The sequence below is a fragment of the Telmatospirillum sp. J64-1 genome, from assembly GCF_006980715.1.
GTDB lineage: Bacteria > Pseudomonadota > Alphaproteobacteria > Rhodospirillales > Magnetospirillaceae > Oleiliquidispirillum > Oleiliquidispirillum nitrogeniifigens.
In genome coordinates this window covers 190359-203820 of sequence record NZ_SBHN01000006.1, presented here as the reverse complement: position 1 = coordinate 203820, position 13462 = coordinate 190359, and the positions used below count along the sequence as shown (strand labels likewise).

General features: G+C 63.4%; 18 protein-coding genes and 1 pseudogene. 13 read left to right on the top strand and 6 right to left on the bottom strand.

Annotated elements, in window-relative coordinates; genetic code table 11:
- Window positions 1–530 precede the first annotated feature (530 nt).
- The 3 genes from EPD66_RS08115 (at window position 531) to EPD66_RS08105 (ending at window position 2804) form a co-directional block, all read left to right on the top strand.
- Window positions 531–1724 carry a DUF932 domain-containing protein gene (locus EPD66_RS08115; protein ID WP_142848013.1) on the top strand — a complete coding sequence of 398 codons (1194 nt, stop codon included), beginning with the start codon at window positions 531–533 and terminating at the stop codon, window positions 1722–1724.
- Between the two features lie 296 nt (window positions 1725–2020).
- A complete protein-coding gene (locus EPD66_RS24800) occupies window positions 2021–2236 on the top strand; it encodes a transcriptional regulator domain-containing protein (protein WP_142847985.1) in 216 nt (71 codons plus the stop codon).
- Between the two features lie 91 nt (window positions 2237–2327).
- Window positions 2328–2804 (top strand): DUF2285 domain-containing protein, encoded by a 477-nt coding sequence (locus EPD66_RS08105; protein WP_255448417.1) that lies wholly within the window; start codon window positions 2328–2330, stop codon window positions 2802–2804.
- 14 nt (window positions 2805–2818) lie between these two features.
- Here the strand turns inward: EPD66_RS08105 and EPD66_RS08100 are convergent, their stop codons facing one another.
- Complete coding sequence (locus EPD66_RS08100) at window positions 2819–3106, bottom strand: DNA -binding domain-containing protein (RefSeq protein WP_142847983.1); 288 nt, start codon at window positions 3104–3106, stop codon at window positions 2819–2821.
- A gap of 452 nt (window positions 3107–3558) precedes the next feature.
- Between EPD66_RS08100 and EPD66_RS08090 the strand changes: the two genes are divergently transcribed.
- The 9 genes and pseudogenes from EPD66_RS08090 (at window position 3559) to EPD66_RS24795 (ending at window position 10726) form a co-directional block, all read left to right on the top strand.
- The gene (locus EPD66_RS08090) at window positions 3559–3831 is read left to right on the top strand and encodes an AlpA family transcriptional regulator (protein ID WP_142847982.1); all 273 of its coding nucleotides are present in this window, start codon (window positions 3559–3561) and stop codon (window positions 3829–3831) included.
- A pseudogene (locus tag EPD66_RS08085) lies at window positions 3832–4752 on the top strand (replication initiator protein A); the annotation flags it as partial.
- Between the two features lie 401 nt (window positions 4753–5153).
- Window positions 5154–5807, top strand: a complete 654-nt coding sequence (parA, locus tag EPD66_RS08080) for a ParA family partition ATPase (protein WP_142847981.1) — start codon at window positions 5154–5156, stop codon at window positions 5805–5807.
- Window positions 5804–6058, top strand: a complete 255-nt coding sequence (locus tag EPD66_RS08075) for a hypothetical protein (protein WP_142847980.1) — start codon at window positions 5804–5806, stop codon at window positions 6056–6058. The genes parA and EPD66_RS08075 overlap by 4 nt, the downstream gene beginning before the upstream one ends.
- Window positions 6055–6573: a DUF2840 domain-containing protein gene (locus EPD66_RS08070; RefSeq protein WP_142847979.1), complete on the top strand. Its 519-nt coding sequence runs from the start codon at window positions 6055–6057 to the stop codon at window positions 6571–6573. The genes EPD66_RS08075 and EPD66_RS08070 overlap by 4 nt, the downstream gene beginning before the upstream one ends.
- Window positions 6570–7115 carry a conjugative transfer signal peptidase TraF gene (gene traF, locus EPD66_RS08065; protein WP_142847978.1) on the top strand — a complete coding sequence of 182 codons (546 nt, stop codon included), beginning with the start codon at window positions 6570–6572 and terminating at the stop codon, window positions 7113–7115. Before EPD66_RS08070 ends, traF begins: the two co-directional genes overlap by 4 nt.
- A 67-nt stretch (window positions 7116–7182) precedes the next feature.
- Window positions 7183–7530 (top strand): DUF736 domain-containing protein, encoded by a 348-nt coding sequence (locus EPD66_RS08060; RefSeq protein ID WP_142847977.1) that lies wholly within the window; start codon window positions 7183–7185, stop codon window positions 7528–7530.
- Between the two features lie 4 nt (window positions 7531–7534).
- Window positions 7535–8476 carry a lytic transglycosylase domain-containing protein gene (locus tag EPD66_RS08055; RefSeq protein WP_255448416.1) on the top strand — a complete coding sequence of 314 codons (942 nt, stop codon included), beginning with the start codon at window positions 7535–7537 and terminating at the stop codon, window positions 8474–8476.
- Window positions 8477–8671: 195 nt separating this feature from the next.
- Window positions 8672–10726, top strand: a complete 2055-nt coding sequence (locus EPD66_RS24795; RefSeq protein WP_142847976.1) for a relaxase/mobilization nuclease and DUF3363 domain-containing protein — start codon at window positions 8672–8674, stop codon at window positions 10724–10726.
- A 62-nt stretch (window positions 10727–10788) separates the two neighbouring features.
- Here the strand turns inward: EPD66_RS24795 and EPD66_RS08045 are convergent, their stop codons facing one another.
- The 3 genes from EPD66_RS08045 to EPD66_RS08035 are packed head-to-tail and all read right to left on the bottom strand — an operon-like array spanning window position 10789 to window position 12371.
- Window positions 10789–11292: a DUF305 domain-containing protein gene (locus tag EPD66_RS08045; protein ID WP_142847975.1), complete on the bottom strand. Its 504-nt coding sequence runs from the start codon at window positions 11290–11292 to the stop codon at window positions 10789–10791.
- Window positions 11293–11315: 23 nt separating this feature from the next.
- On the bottom strand, window positions 11316–12077 hold the full coding sequence (locus EPD66_RS08040; RefSeq protein ID WP_142847974.1) for a MauE/DoxX family redox-associated membrane protein: 762 nt from the start codon (window positions 12075–12077) through the stop codon (window positions 11316–11318).
- An 18-nt stretch (window positions 12078–12095) separates the two neighbouring features.
- The gene (locus EPD66_RS08035) at window positions 12096–12371 is read right to left on the bottom strand and encodes a metal-sensitive transcriptional regulator (protein WP_142847973.1); all 276 of its coding nucleotides are present in this window, start codon (window positions 12369–12371) and stop codon (window positions 12096–12098) included.
- Window positions 12372–12551: 180 nt separating this feature from the next.
- On the opposite strand from EPD66_RS08035, the gene EPD66_RS08030 reads away from it, so the two are divergent.
- Window positions 12552–12815: a hypothetical protein gene (locus EPD66_RS08030; RefSeq protein WP_142847972.1), complete on the top strand. Its 264-nt coding sequence runs from the start codon at window positions 12552–12554 to the stop codon at window positions 12813–12815.
- Between the two features lie 16 nt (window positions 12816–12831).
- Here EPD66_RS08030 and EPD66_RS08025 read toward each other — a convergent pair whose 3' ends face one another.
- Window positions 12832–13236: a DUF305 domain-containing protein gene (locus EPD66_RS08025; protein ID WP_142847971.1), complete on the bottom strand. Its 405-nt coding sequence runs from the start codon at window positions 13234–13236 to the stop codon at window positions 12832–12834.
- A gap of 14 nt (window positions 13237–13250) precedes the next feature.
- A complete protein-coding gene (locus EPD66_RS08020; RefSeq protein WP_142847970.1) occupies window positions 13251–13445 on the bottom strand; it encodes a heavy-metal-associated domain-containing protein in 195 nt (64 codons plus the stop codon).
- Window positions 13446–13462 lie beyond the last annotated feature (17 nt).

Below are 13462 nucleotides of genomic sequence, written 5' to 3'. Positions count from 1 at the left end.
ACATAATTTGCGACAATAGGTGTCGTTTGATGGCGTTACCCTTCGGGCCGGGCTTTCGGCTGCGCCGGAACCACGCCTATGGCGCGTTTCCGCCATTCGGCTTCAATCCCATAACGCAAGGGCGGCGGCGGCCATTTCGCGGCAAGCCCAACCCGGTTGAGCAAGGGGCCCGGGGCCGATCCTGGTCGCCACGGCTCAAGGAACAAGGAGATCGGGATACACGGCTTTCCGGTTCTCGGGTTTTGCGTATCCCGATCAGATTTTCTCTCCCGTCCTCCGCTGCGCTCTGGCCGGGCTGGTTGCTTGGGGGCGCTGCCCCCTGGCGCGGCACAAGGGCGGCCGGGCGGTATCCCCAGCCTTCCGCGCGGATGCCAGCTTTCGCACCTTCGTTATGACTTCGATCCGCTTGTGCAGGCCGGGTGATCCCCCTCCGCCCGTCCGTCCTTGCACCTTGCACCCCCCGGTCTCGCCGACGGGCAGGGTTGCAGCGCAGCGCTGCGCTCCAACCCAAGCCCATGAAAGGAAAGACCATGAACACCATGACCATCAACGCCAGCCAGCCGGTTTCCAAGGGGTATCGCGTGGACATTTCGCGCGGCCAGAATATTGGTCGCGTTTCATCGGAATGGTTTTCGCGCCCGGATGATGAGCGCTATCTGTCGCTCACCGAGCTTTACGACGCGGTGAAGGCCCGCGCGGATCGCGCCAAGGCGCGCACCGTGGAGAGCCGCGCCGTGCGCGTGGAGGCGACCCGCGACAATACCGAGCGGCTTTCGCTGATCGTGCCCGGACAGGAGCAACCCGTCGCCCCGACGCATTGGAGTTTCGGCCAGCTTTGCAGCCTTGTCGGTGCACCGGCCCGATACCTGCGCGAGCTTCCCGCGCCGCTGGCTGGCATCAACCTGCAACATGGCTTACTGTCCCATCGCGGCGAGCTTGTGAAAACGCTGGAAACCGAGGATGGCCGCGTTGAGCTTCGGGCCGTGACCGGCCCCGACTATGGCCGCATCTGGGATCATGAGCTTGTCGCCGCCGTGATGAAGATCGCCGGGAACGGAACCGGGGACACCATGTGGAAGGTGCCGGGCGTGCTGGATTGGGCGACCATGACGCACAACCCCTTTGTGGATGTAACCAAGGACACGACCACGCTTTACGCCAGCGACCGCGACGTTTTCCTGTTTCTGGTGGACGACACGCACCCCATCGAAGCCGGACGCCTGCCGAATGGCGACCCCGACCTTTATTTCCGGGGTTTTTATTGCTGGAACAGCGAAGTCGGATCGAAGACCCTCGGCATCGCCTCTTTCTATCTCCGGGCGGTCTGCATGAATCGAAATTTGTGGGGCGTCGAGAATTTCGAGGAAATCAGCATCCGGCACAGCAAGTTTGCCGCGCAACGCTTCGCCCATGAAGCCACCCCGGCGCTGACCAGCTTTGCCAATTCCAGCCCCGCGCCTTTCGTCGCCGGGATCAAGGCGGCGCGGGAGCGGATCGTCGCCCGCACCGACGAGGATCGGGAGAGCTTTTTGCGCAAGCGCGGTTTTAGCAAGGCGGAAACCGGCAAGATCATCGAAACCGTGTTGCAGGAGGAAGGCCGCCCGCCCGAAAGCATCTTCGATTTCGTCGCAGGCATGACGGCGCATGCCCGCAGCAAGGCCCATCAGGATACGCGCCTTGAACTGGAAACGAAGGCGAAAACCTTGCTGGAGAAGGCCGCATAGCCCTCAAAAGCCGCGCAGCCGGAAATCCGGTTGCGCGGCTTCCCGGTTCTCCAATTTTCCGCCGATCCGGCATCGCGGATCGGCGGTGCGGCCATGCCCAAAAACATGGCCGCGCTCGCCGGGCTGCGCCCGACTCGCAGAATCACACACGCACTGTTAAGAACAAAGTAACCAAGTAATTTATTGAGTTACGCGCTTCGGTTATCGCGACTGCACAGCTACAACGACTTCCGGTCTTCTTGAAATCTCTCTATCCGGGCGTTGCCCTGCGCCGCCCGGTATAGGGAGGTGACGCCATGTTGAGTATTGATTGGCGTGTTCCGGGCGCTTACGGGCACGCAAAAACCATCCCCGCCGCCGGATTCGCCTGGGAGTATCTTCGTCGCAATGAGGACTATCATCGCGACTTCGAGACCATATCACGCTTGAAGAAACCGGCTGCCAGCCGACTGGAAACCTTCTCGAAGCGTTGGGGGTTGCGATTTCCCGTCCGACCCCGAAACCCCACCTGACCGACAATCCCTGTTCTGGATTCCAAGCCTCCAGCCGCAAGTTGTTCTCCTTTCGCCCGTCCAGCATCGGGACGGCGCGACAGAACCTATAGTGACGCTGGCGCATCTGTCCGGCCTTGATCTGCGGCACGCGGCGGACGGATGGCATGGTATCTGGCAGGTCGATGGCGTCGCGCATCAATTCTGGCTGCCCGAGGCCGTGCCCGATGCAGCCGCCTTCTATGCCGCTACCCTGCTGATGGATTCCTTCATGGAGCTTCGCGCCCATGCGACCCGCCGCCTATGGCGATCCCTCAGCGGACGGGCACCTGGCCCGGACTTCCGAACCATGCCCGCCCAGCTCCGGCAGTTTCACACCTTGTCCCTGCGCGCGCTCGACGCTCGCCTGCGGGGCGAAAGCTACCGCGTCATTGCCGAAATTCTGCTCGGCTTTCGCGGGAGCAAGGAAGATTGGGAAGCCGATCCCCGCAAGAATCAGGTCCGGCGTCTGGTTGCCCACGGCATCAAGATGATGCGGGGCGGCTACCGCCTCTTGCTGCACTATCCGATCAAACCGCCTGCCAAGTGAAGCGCCAGCGCTAGTCAGCGCTGAGCTGCGACCGCCTGTTCCAAGATGCGCCGATATCCCTCGCGTGAAAGCCATTGGGCGCGCGCGAGGTGGCTTTCCCAGCAACGCAGCGTTCGCGCTTCGTCGTCAACCGGATCGCGGTGCAGGACGATCCGCGCAACTTCCTTCCAGTCCGTGCCTTCCGCCTTCGCGTCGAGAAGGCGCAGATAGGTGACGTAGTGCTGTTCATCGTATGGCGTGATGTTGTTACCCGTTGGCGCTTCGTCGCCTACATCAGGATCGAGTTCGACGGGTGTTTGCATCGTCGTTCCCCTTTTACCCGGAAGAGCCGAGCTTGCGGTGCGCCCCCGCAAATGGCCCCTCTGACCTGGTGATCGGGGAGTTAGTAACCGTGTTGGACGGCCCCATGGCCTTTAGGCGGGTAGCCCTGGACATACGCCATGGGCTCCCCGACCATAGGGTCAAGGAGTGTGGTGCCGTCACGGCCGACACCAACCGCCAACAGGGGTTACTAAGCCCCAGAGCAGCGCGTCTGCTCCGCCCGTAGTCTTAACCGAACCGCGCACGAATGTCTTCGCCAATTCAACGCGACGGCCACGCCCCCACTGAAATCGTTCCGCTTTTCGTCTTCGCGGGGGGTGCCGCCAGCGCATAGGCGCAAATACGGCACGCTACAGGTCGCCGATCCCTCGCCATCGTTCGCCATAGCCCGCTGCCGGCATCGGCAGCCCGACCGACGAACGAGGTGAACCCCATGGCCATCCGCCGCAATGCGGACCTGCCGCCGCGCCTGTTGCGCACAAAGGAAGCTGCGCGCTTCCTTGGCTTGTCCATCCGCACATTGGAGAAACATCGCACCTACGGCACCGGCCCGACCTATCGCAAGGTCGGCGGCCGCGTTCTCTACACCGTCCGCGATCTGGAAGCGTGGAGCGCCATCGGCACCCGCAAATCCACCCGCGACAAGAACGCCGGCACGGTCTTCGCCGCACGCCCGCTCACACCCAAAGAACGGGATGAGTGCTGAATGTTGCGCGACGACGAACATAGACCCGCGCAGCCGACCGACGCCAGCGAGCGCAGCCGCCTCGATCCCTTCGTGGTCGCAACCGGCGATGCCGCGCCGCGCGACCAGCGCGATTTGATGGAGCGGCCCTTCTTCTCGCTGGCGAAGCGGCCCCGCACTACGCCGATCCTCTACCGGGCCGCCGATGTAGAGGTGCAGGTGTTCGCCATGCCCGAACATGGCATGGCGACGATCTGGGATGCGGATGTGCTCATCTGGGCTGCCAGCCAGATCGTCGCGGCCGAGAACGCCGGTTTCACCACGTCGCGCTTCTTCCGCTTCATGCCATATCAGCTCCTGCGCGCCATCGGGCGGGCCACCGGCAACCGGGATTACCTGTTGCTCAAGGCCGCGCTCGCGCGCCTGCAATCGACCGTCATCGCTACGACGATCCGCAACGGCCGGCATTGGCGGCGGCGGCAGTTTTCATGGATCAACGAGTGGGAGGAAATGACGACGCGCACGGGCCGCGTCGAGGGCATGGAATTTGTCCTGCCCGAATGGTTCTACAACAGCGTCATCGACCGCTCGCTGGTGCTGACCATCGACCCGGCCTATTTCCGGCTGACCGGCGGCATCGAGCGCTGGCTGTATCGCGTCGCCCGCAAGCATGCCGGACGCCAGACCGAGGGCTGGGCGTTCGAGGTTTCCCACCTTCACCAGAAATCCGGTAGTTCGGCCCGGCCGTCCGACTTCGCGCTCGACCTGCGCCGGATCGCTGCCCGCCAGTCGCTGCCCGGCTATTGCCTCCAGATCGAATGGGAAGACGGCCGGGAGTTGCTGCGTTTCCTGCCCGAAAATCTATCCACAGTGCCTGTGGATAACCATGTGAATCCTATCGGGACATTAGGCGCACGCAGTATCGGGACATTAGGCGCAAATCGCCCGCCGGACTCTATAGAAGAATCTAACAAAGAATCTAACTCTTCTTCTTTGACGCGCGCGCACGCGATCCATGGTGCCTGTCGGGGTGCCAGGTTTCGCGAACCGGGGCGAGGTTTCGCGGACTCGCTCCGGGAAACGCGAACCGGGTTCACGAACCCGGAACCGAATACTGCCCAGAACCCCTCGGTTTCCAAGCCGGTCCACTCGATCAACGACGATCAGGTGGCGCAAAATCTGCGCAGAAACCAGTACGCAAACCCGGATCACCACGAGCCCGATTCACAAACCTGGAACGAGTCGCTCTCCGCCAATCCATTGGAAAGGCAAGATTCTGCCGACGGTTCGATTCACGAAACCTGGAAAAACGACAGTGCCGGTGCCACCCGGCGAGGTGCGCCATGATCGTCGCCGTTCTCAATCAGAAAGGCGGCGTCGGCAAAACCACGCTGGCGCTGCATCTCGCCGGAGCCTGGGCGGCGCAAGGACGGCGCGTCGTGCTGATCGACGCCGACCCGCAAGGCTCCGCGCTCGACTGGTCCGAACGGCGCAGCCATGAAGGGCTGCCGAGGCTGTTCAGCACCCTCGGCCTGGCCCGCGATACGCTGCACCGGGAAGCCCCGGAGCTGGCCCGCGATTCCGATCATGTCGTCATCGACGGGCCGCCCCGTGTCGCCAGTCTCATGCGCTCGGCGCTGCTCGCCGCCGACCTCGTGCTGATCCCGGTGCAGCCGTCCCCCTTCGATGGTTGGGCCTCGGCCGAGATGCTGGCGCTTCTGAGGGAAGCACGCATCTACCGGCCCGAGCTTGCCGCCCGCTTCGTTCTCAATCGTTGCGGCATACGCACGGTCATCGCGCGGGAGACGGCCGAGACGCTGGCCGATCACGATCCGCCCATGCTCTCCGCCACCATCGGCCAGCGTGTCGTCTTCGCCGACGCCGCGCAGTCCGGCCGGCTCGCCAGCGAGATTGACGGCGACAGCCCCGCCGCGCGCGAAATCGCGGCGCTGGCCGCCGAGATCGACCGGCTGCGCATCGGAAGGGCCGCGCCATGACCGGACGCACCCGCAAGCCCGGCTTCGCCTCCCGGCCGGGCAATCCCGAAAGCTGGATCAGGGCGGCCGAGGCGCAGCCGGATGGAAAGGCCGCCGGTGAAGCATTCACCGCCCGCCTGACCATAGACGTCACGCCTGAGCTGCGCGGCCGCATCAAGGTCGCCGCCTTCCGGCGCGGCATCACCGCCAGCGACATGCTGCGCGACCTGCTCGCGCGTGAATTTCCATCCTCCGAAGGAGATCAGCCATGACCGGCAAAGCGGCCCGCCGCATGCCCGGCCGTCCGCTGCCGGATGGCCCCGCACCCTTCACCACATTGGTCGAACTGACCTTCGAGAAGCGCAAGGTCGAGCATTGGATACGCTTCGGCCGCAAGAGCTACGAACAGATCATCGACCGCCGCCGCAGCGTCGTCGGCTTCGCGCCGAACAGCATATTCGCTTTCGTGCGATGGGCGGCCGGCGACCATGGCACGGTGATTTCCCGCATCGACATCGTGCGCGCCATCGGCCGTGGGGAGCCGTTCCAGACGCTGCCCTTTGTTCGCCCCGGTGGCGAAATCCTGTTGCGCCTCGGTAGCTGGGCGAAGGTGCAACGCGCACTTGCCGCCATCGACGCCGTGAAAGCGCTCGGCCTCGATCCGGCAGACGTATCGCCGGAGCACTGGCGGCATGTTCATAACCGCCTGACGGTCGGTCTGGAGCCGCATCCCTACACGCCCGAGCGGCATGCAGCATGGATCGGCCGCCAGAGGATCGACCCATGACGTGCCGCCGCATCCTCACGGTAACGGCGCTGGCCGTCATCGGTATCGCCGCCGCAAGCGTCGTCGATTGGCCTGCGAAACTGATCTGGAACGCCACCGCCAGCGCGCCCATCGGCTTCTACACGGTCGCGCCAGCCGACGCGCTCGACGTGCCGGAGCTGGTCGCCGTCATGCCGCCCGAACCGCTCGCCGCCTTCATGATCGAACGGGGTTACGTCGCACGCGGCGTCCCGCTCCTGAAGCGCGTACTCGGCTTGCCGGGACAGCGCGTATGCCGCGACGGCTCCGCGATCACGGTCAACGGAATCGAGATCGGCGAGGCGCTGGCGCATGACCGGATCGGCCGCGAACTCCCTGTCTGGCAGGGCTGCCGCATCATCTGCGACGGCGAACTCTTCCTGATGAATTGGGACGTTCCCGACAGTCTCGACGGCCGATACTTCGGCCCCATCCCCGCAAATTCCGTCATCGGCCGAGCGGTCCCGATCTGGACCGACGAGGAAGGCGACGGCCGCTTTGAATGGCGCGCGCCGACGCAATGACCGCTTCCCCATCAGCGGGAGCGGTGCCCGCCGATGGTTCTCCAACCTCACCGCCAAGGAGAATGTCATGCCCCAGATTGGTGAATTTACGCGCGACGAGGCCGGCTTCATCGGAAACCTCGGGACGCTCTTACTGCATCAGGACATCATCATCGTCGCGGCAGAGCCGTCCGATGCGGAGAACGCACCGGATTATCGCGTTCACCTCTTCGACGGCATGAGCAACGAAACCGGCCCGGAGGTCGGCGCAGCCTGGAAACGCACCGGCGAGAAGGCCGGCGAATATCTTTCCGTGCTGCTGGACGATCCCACATTCCCGCATCCGATCCGCGCCAACCTGTTCCGCGACGACGATGCGGGCGCGTCGTGGTCGCTGCACTGGAGCCGCCCTAAACCGCGCGACGAGCGGGACTAAGGCCATGCGAACCCGCATCATTCCCGCACTCAAGACCCTCATCCCGTTGTTCGCGGAAGGACCGGCTCATCCCGCCGTCCCGCTCAGGCGCGAGACGGCCGACGCGCGCAGCGAAGGTCAAGGGCGGCCAACGGCCGGCGCTTGCGCCTTGCCCTTGACCGCAGCGAGCACGCTGGCAGGCTGGTGTCGTGGCGGAGACAGGGCGGCATGGCGCTATGCCGCCCTGATAGTAGCCGGCGTGCTGTCGTTCGGCGGCGGATCGGCTTTCGCGGTCGCGCAATCGACGCCGGCCGCTCAGTCCGCCGCCCATCCTCATGCCGCTCACATTGCCGAGGCGTCGCAGCGCTTCGGCATCCCCGAACTCTGGATTCGCGCCGTGCTGCGCGCCGAAAGCGCGGGCGACGTGCGCGCGGTCTCAACGGCCGGCGCGATGGGGTTGATGCAGGTCATGCCCGACACCTGGGCGGGCCTGCGCACCCGTCATCGGCTCGGCCGCGATCCCTACGAGCCGCGCGACAACATCCTCGCAGGAACGGCCTATCTGCGCGAGATGTTCGACCGCTACGGCAATGTCGCGGCGATGCTGGCGGCCTACAATGCCGGTCCCGGTCGCTACGATGAATACCTTGCGACCGGCCGCGCATTGCCCGCCGAAACCCGCGCCTATGTGGCCGCGCTCGCGCCGGTTCTCGGCGGCGCGGCTGCATCCGATACCATGGTATCGGCACCGCCACCGCCGCCCGACTGGCGCGAAGCCCCGCTCTTCGTCACGCGCCGCAGGCCGGCAGCATTTTCGTGGCCCGCGCCGACGATGGGGGAACGCCATGAGGACGGCGTTCCCGCCCTCGGCGCGATCCGTTCCGGTGTCCAGTCGGGCAGGTTTGCGCCTGGCTGGATTCCCGGCAGGAAGGGCGGAAAGGGCGAAAAGGAAGGAGGGCAAGATTGAAGAAACCGGCACCATATCGGGCCGGTTTCCGAAATTGTTGTTGTCTGCACACTGGTTGGGCGGCCGATTCCGGCACCATGGATTTGAGGCGTGGAGTGCCGCGATTTCGCGCAACGCCTTGGCTTTGCGGGATTTCGACCGGCACCATGGCCGCCGATTGCCCGATTTTCCACCATTTTGGCCGGAGGCGCATCCATGAGCGCCGATGACGAAAACCGCTTCCGGCCGAAGCCCGGCCGTATCCGCTCGGACACGCCGCGCGCGGGCAAGACCAAGAGCTTTCTCACGCAAGCCAAGAAGATCGCCCGGCAGCAGCGCCGCACGTCGCCCCGCGTCGGTTTCGGAACGGCGGCGTTCACGCCCGTAACCCCGGCCGGTTCGCATGTGGTCCTGTCGAGCGGCAAGGGCGTGAAGCGCGGGCGCGGCGCGATCTTCGTCCGCACTCGCAACCTCGGCGGCGGCTGGCATCACCGGCAGCCGGGCGCGCGTCGCGTCATCGTCCAGCAGCGCTACATCCTCCACCCCGGAAAGGGCCATAAGGCGCAATCCCATCTTCGCTATATCCAGCGGGACGGCACTTCGCGCGACGGCGAGCGCGGACAGCTTTATTCCGCCACCGAAGACCGCGCCGACCGCGACGCCTTCATTGATCGCGGCCAGGACGACCGCCACCAGTTCCGGTTCATCGTCTCGCCCGAGGACGGGGCAGAGCTATCCGACCTCACAGCCTATACCCGCGACCTCATGGGCCGGGTGGAAGGCGACCTCGGAACCAAGCTCGATTGGGTTGCGGTCAACCACTACAACACCGGCCATCCCCATGTGCATGTCATCGTCCGGGGCAAGGACGAGCTGGGGCAAGATCTGGTCATCAACGGCGACTACATCGTTCACGGCATCCGCGAGCGCGCCAGCGAGCTTGCCAGCCTCGAACTCGGCCCCGTGACCGAGATCGAGCAGACCCGCAAGCTCACCGCCGAAATAGATCAGGACCGATTCACCCGCATCGACCGAGCCATGGCTGAGGAAGCCGACGGACGGTTCATCGACCTGCGCCACGAGCCGGGGGAGCCGAAGCGGCAGTTCGAGCGCAGCCTTCGCCTGCGTCGGCTTTCCAAGCTGGGGCGGATGGGCCTCGCCACCGAACACGCGCCCGGCGTCTGGGAATTGAACGAGCGGCTTGAACTGACGCTGCGCGAGCTGGGCGAGCGCGGCGACATTATCCGCACCATGCAAAGATCGCTCGCCGCCGATGGGCTTGAGCGCGATCCGATGACCTTCCGCATCCATGAGGGCGCACCCGCAACGCCTGTCACCGGCCGCGTCCTCGACAAATATCTCGCCAACGAACTGGGCGACAATCTCACCATCGTCGTGGACGGGATCGACGGGCGGACGCACCATATCGCCAACATCGACCCCATGCAGTTGGAGGATGCCCGGATCGGCGGCGTCATCGAGATCGGCCGTGCCGAGGCGACGGCCCGACCGTCCGACCGCACCATTGCCGCCATCGCCGAGGACGGCATCTATCGGCCGAGCCGCCATCTGGAGCAGGCGAAATTCGAGGGCCGCGTTCCCGGCGGCGACTATGAGGGCTATGTCGATGCGCATGTTCGGCGACTGGAGGCGCTACGCCGCGCTGGAATCGCCGAGCGGATCGACGCCGACCAGTGGCGTATCCCCGAGGATTTCGAGAGCCGCGCCGCTGCCTATGACGCTGGCCGCACCCGGCAGGCCAGCGTTCGCGCCCTGTCGGCCTTCGATCTGGAAAAGCAGATCGGGGCGGACGGCGTGACCTGGCTTGACCGCCGGATGATCCACGGCGAGACCGCCGACCTTGCAGCAGCGGGTTTCGGTCAGGAGGTGCGTGAGGCCATCGACCGCCGCCGCGAGCATCACGTTGAACAGGGTGACGCTACCCGAGCGCGGGACGGCCGCGTGTTATACCGGCGCAACCTGCTAGCCACGCTGCGCGAGCGGGAGGTTGCCCGCGTCGGCGCGGAGATGGCGGAGAGCAAGGGGCTGCCGTTCCGTGCCGCCACAGATAGCGAGAACGTCAACGGCAAGTTCACCGGCACCGTGCAGCTATCCAGCGGCAAGTTCGCCATCGTCGAAAAGAGCTATGAGTTCACGCTTGTCCCGTGGCGGCCGGTCATCGACCGTCAGCTTGGCCGCGAGGTCATGGGCGTCGTGCAGGGTGGTTCGGTGTCGTGGCAGTTGGGGCGATCGAAAGGCCTGGGTATCTAGTGTGTCGCACTTTTCCCAGTTGTTCGAGCAGCGACACCATAAGTGCTCGTGTCTCAGAATAGTCAGTCAGCATTGTCGAGACGTGTTTTGATCTGCTCCATCTGTTCGATTTCAGACCGTTGCGCGCGGATTATATCGTCGCACAATGCAACCAGTTCGGCGTCTCTGATATCGGCCTCCCGACACATCAGGATAGCTCCCGAATGATGGGGGATCATCGAGTCGATAAACTGACGATCGTCGATGAAGGTTTGTGCGCGCGTCGCCGCAAACGACCCGATCGTCAGGACGATGAACGCCGCATAGAGCGCGAGATTGAGAGCCCTTCTTAGAAACATGCCCGGCATTGTCGCCAGCATGAAGATGCCCATCGGCGCCCACATGGTCACGGCCATGTAGAACATGTTGAGATTGTTCCGAAAGTCATGCAGACCGTCGATCATCGAAAACATCACGACGTACATGACGACCAGACCGAGCGCCATGTTGATCCAGAACATCAGATAGGGACGGCCTGCGCCGTGGTTCTCGTGGTGCCGTTTGTTGGTGTCGGATGATTGGGTCATCTCGTCTCTCCCGCTGCGCTTAATCAATGCCCAAGACCCACGCCCATCGGCTTGAGCAGCATCCAGATGGCCATTCCGACCATCATCAGGTTTTCGGTCAGCGACACAAATCCGAGCGGCACGTTGCTGTCTCCGCCGACACAAGCGCATTTGAGTTCGCGCTTATCGATATAGACCGCCTTGAAGACGGAGATGGCTCCGATTGTGCCGATGAAGAGGGCGACCGGAATCGACAGCCACATCAAGGCTCCGGCGATCATGAGAATGCCTGCCAAAGCCTCGGCGAACGGATAAATATAGGAGTAACGCACCCACCGCTGTGCCAACAGATCGTAGTTCAGGAACATGGTGGCGAAGCCCTCCACGTCCTTCAGCTTCTGTAAGGCGAGCAGGGACATGGCAATGGCGATGAACCACTCTGCCGCCTCGACGGTGAGGAGACTTCCGAACGCAGCCCAGCTCGCCGCCAGCGCCATTGCCGCTGCCATCGAGAACAGTGCGATCACAGGCGTGTAGGTGGTAGCGTCCTTGTCCTTCACCTCCTTGCCGAAAAAAGCGAGGAGATCGTCATAACCGCCAATGCGCTTGCCATCGATGAAGGTCTGCGGTGTGGTCTCCACACCATGCTCTTCCTTAAAGGCGTCAATTTCGGCGCGGGAAGTAAGTTCATGGTCGTTGACTGCGTAACCCTCACGTTTCAGAAGATCGAGGGATTTGAGACCGTAGGGACAGGTATGTTCGGGCGTCACCATCCGGTGCAGTTCGGCGTGTTTTCCAGATGCCATTTTCGGTTCCTTTGATGTCTATAGCTTCGCCTTGGCGAAGACCTCGACCAGCTCGGTAAATTTCGCGCGCTGCTGCGCGGCGTTCCCCGAGGCGATCGCATCCTCGACGCAGCAGGCGGCATGGGACTTCAGGATTTCAGTCTCGACCTTGGCGAGAGCGGCCTTGATCGCGTGAACCTGGTGCAGGATGTCGATGCAGTAGCGGTCATCCGCGACCATCTGGCCGACCCCGCGCACCTGTCCTTCAATCCGGTTGAGCCTCGTGCGGAGGGCTTTGTTGTTCTTCTGGCACATCGCCGTTAAATACCCCATATGGGTATATTAAGGCTCGAGAGCCACCTTGGGTTCCTTCCGATCAATAAATCTCTCGTCGGCACCTTCCGACTGCTTTGCCCATTGTCGTGATCATCAGTAGGGTTGACCTTCCAACGGTGGGAAGGATTATCATCCCAGACAAGCAAAGGAGATCAATCCATGAAGATCAGAGCCGAGAATCTGATCGCCGCTGTTGGCGAGCTTCGGGTCGGGTTGCTTACGGTCAGGAATCTGGCCGATACGCTACTATCCCTGGTCGAGGCAGCGGACGCATCACCATTATCTAAGCAGGGTTCCGGGCGTCGTTCTGTGTCCACCGCAGCCGTTTGCCTTGATCGTAGGCGAACCGATGGAGTGCTTGTCGCCTTCGCGGTGGCAACTGTCATCGTGCTGATGACCGGCAAAGGAAAAGGGCGGAATTGATCCGCCCTTCACCGTGTCATTGGCCGCGCTTGGCCAGCCATTCCTGCATCTGCGCGATTTCCGCCTCCTGGGCGGAGATGACCTCCTCAGCAAGTGCTCGCACCTCGGGGTCTGATCCGTGTTCGAGAACGACACGAGCCATGTCGATGGCGCCCTGGTGATGGGGGATCATGCCGCGCATGAAATCCTCATCCGCATCGCCCGTAAATTCGATCGCCATATCGGCATGCATCTTGTCGTTGGCTTGCCTGTAGGCCCGAATGACAGGGTTATCCGAAGGCGTGCCGGCGCCGTGTCCGGCATGTTCACCGTGATTCATGGTCGCTCCTTGGCCTTGCTCGTCCATCTGGGACTGTGCGTAGGCGAGTCCGCCGGCAATGACGAACGCGCCGGCAATGAAGATCGGGGTGAGCTTGTTCATGACGCAGCTCCTGGTCAGTTTACAGTTGCAGGATAGCCGGCTTCTTCGAGAACCTGCTGAAGAGCCCCCGCCGTAGCAGTCGTCTCGACCTTAACCGCGCGCGCTTCCGGATTCGTCTCCACCCTGGCGGTGGGGTCGACTGACTGGATCGCCTTGGTGACGGATTTCGCGCAGCCGCCGCAGGTCATGTTCTCGATTCTGAGTTCCATGAGAATTCTCCTTGTTT

Bases quoted from the DNA above. Each gene is read 5' to 3' on its own strand.
- EPD66_RS08030 (WP_142847972.1), top strand. From the start codon at position 12,552: ATGAAGATCAGAGCCGAGAATCTGATCGCCGCTGTTGGCGAGCTTCGG.
- EPD66_RS08025 (WP_142847971.1), bottom strand. From the start codon at position 13,236: ATGAACAAGCTCACCCCGATCTTCATTGCCGGCGCGTTCGTCATTGCC.
- EPD66_RS08055 (WP_255448416.1), top strand. From the start codon at position 7,535: ATGCGAACCCGCATCATTCCCGCACTCAAGACCCTCATCCCGTTGTTC.
- EPD66_RS08070 (WP_142847979.1), top strand. From the start codon at position 6,055: ATGACCGGCAAAGCGGCCCGCCGCATGCCCGGCCGTCCGCTGCCGGAT.
- EPD66_RS24795 (WP_142847976.1), top strand. From the start codon at position 8,672: ATGAGCGCCGATGACGAAAACCGCTTCCGGCCGAAGCCCGGCCGTATC.
- parA (WP_142847981.1), top strand. From the start codon at position 5,154: ATGATCGTCGCCGTTCTCAATCAGAAAGGCGGCGTCGGCAAAACCACG.
- EPD66_RS08090 (WP_142847982.1), top strand. From the start codon at position 3,559: ATGGCCATCCGCCGCAATGCGGACCTGCCGCCGCGCCTGTTGCGCACA.
- EPD66_RS08045 (WP_142847975.1), bottom strand. From the start codon at position 11,292: ATGACCCAATCATCCGACACCAACAAACGGCACCACGAGAACCACGGC.
- EPD66_RS08115 (WP_142848013.1), top strand. From the start codon at position 531: ATGAACACCATGACCATCAACGCCAGCCAGCCGGTTTCCAAGGGGTAT.
- EPD66_RS08020 (WP_142847970.1), bottom strand. From the start codon at position 13,445: ATGGAACTCAGAATCGAGAACATGACCTGCGGCGGCTGCGCGAAATCC.
- EPD66_RS08075 (WP_142847980.1), top strand. From the start codon at position 5,804: ATGACCGGACGCACCCGCAAGCCCGGCTTCGCCTCCCGGCCGGGCAAT.
- EPD66_RS24800 (WP_142847985.1), top strand. From the start codon at position 2,021: ATGTTGAGTATTGATTGGCGTGTTCCGGGCGCTTACGGGCACGCAAAA.
- EPD66_RS08100 (WP_142847983.1), bottom strand. From the start codon at position 3,106: ATGCAAACACCCGTCGAACTCGATCCTGATGTAGGCGACGAAGCGCCA.
- EPD66_RS08035 (WP_142847973.1), bottom strand. From the start codon at position 12,371: ATGTGCCAGAAGAACAACAAAGCCCTCCGCACGAGGCTCAACCGGATT.
- EPD66_RS08060 (WP_142847977.1), top strand. From the start codon at position 7,183: ATGCCCCAGATTGGTGAATTTACGCGCGACGAGGCCGGCTTCATCGGA.
- traF (WP_142847978.1), top strand. From the start codon at position 6,570: ATGACGTGCCGCCGCATCCTCACGGTAACGGCGCTGGCCGTCATCGGT.
- EPD66_RS08040 (WP_142847974.1), bottom strand. From the start codon at position 12,077: ATGGCATCTGGAAAACACGCCGAACTGCACCGGATGGTGACGCCCGAA.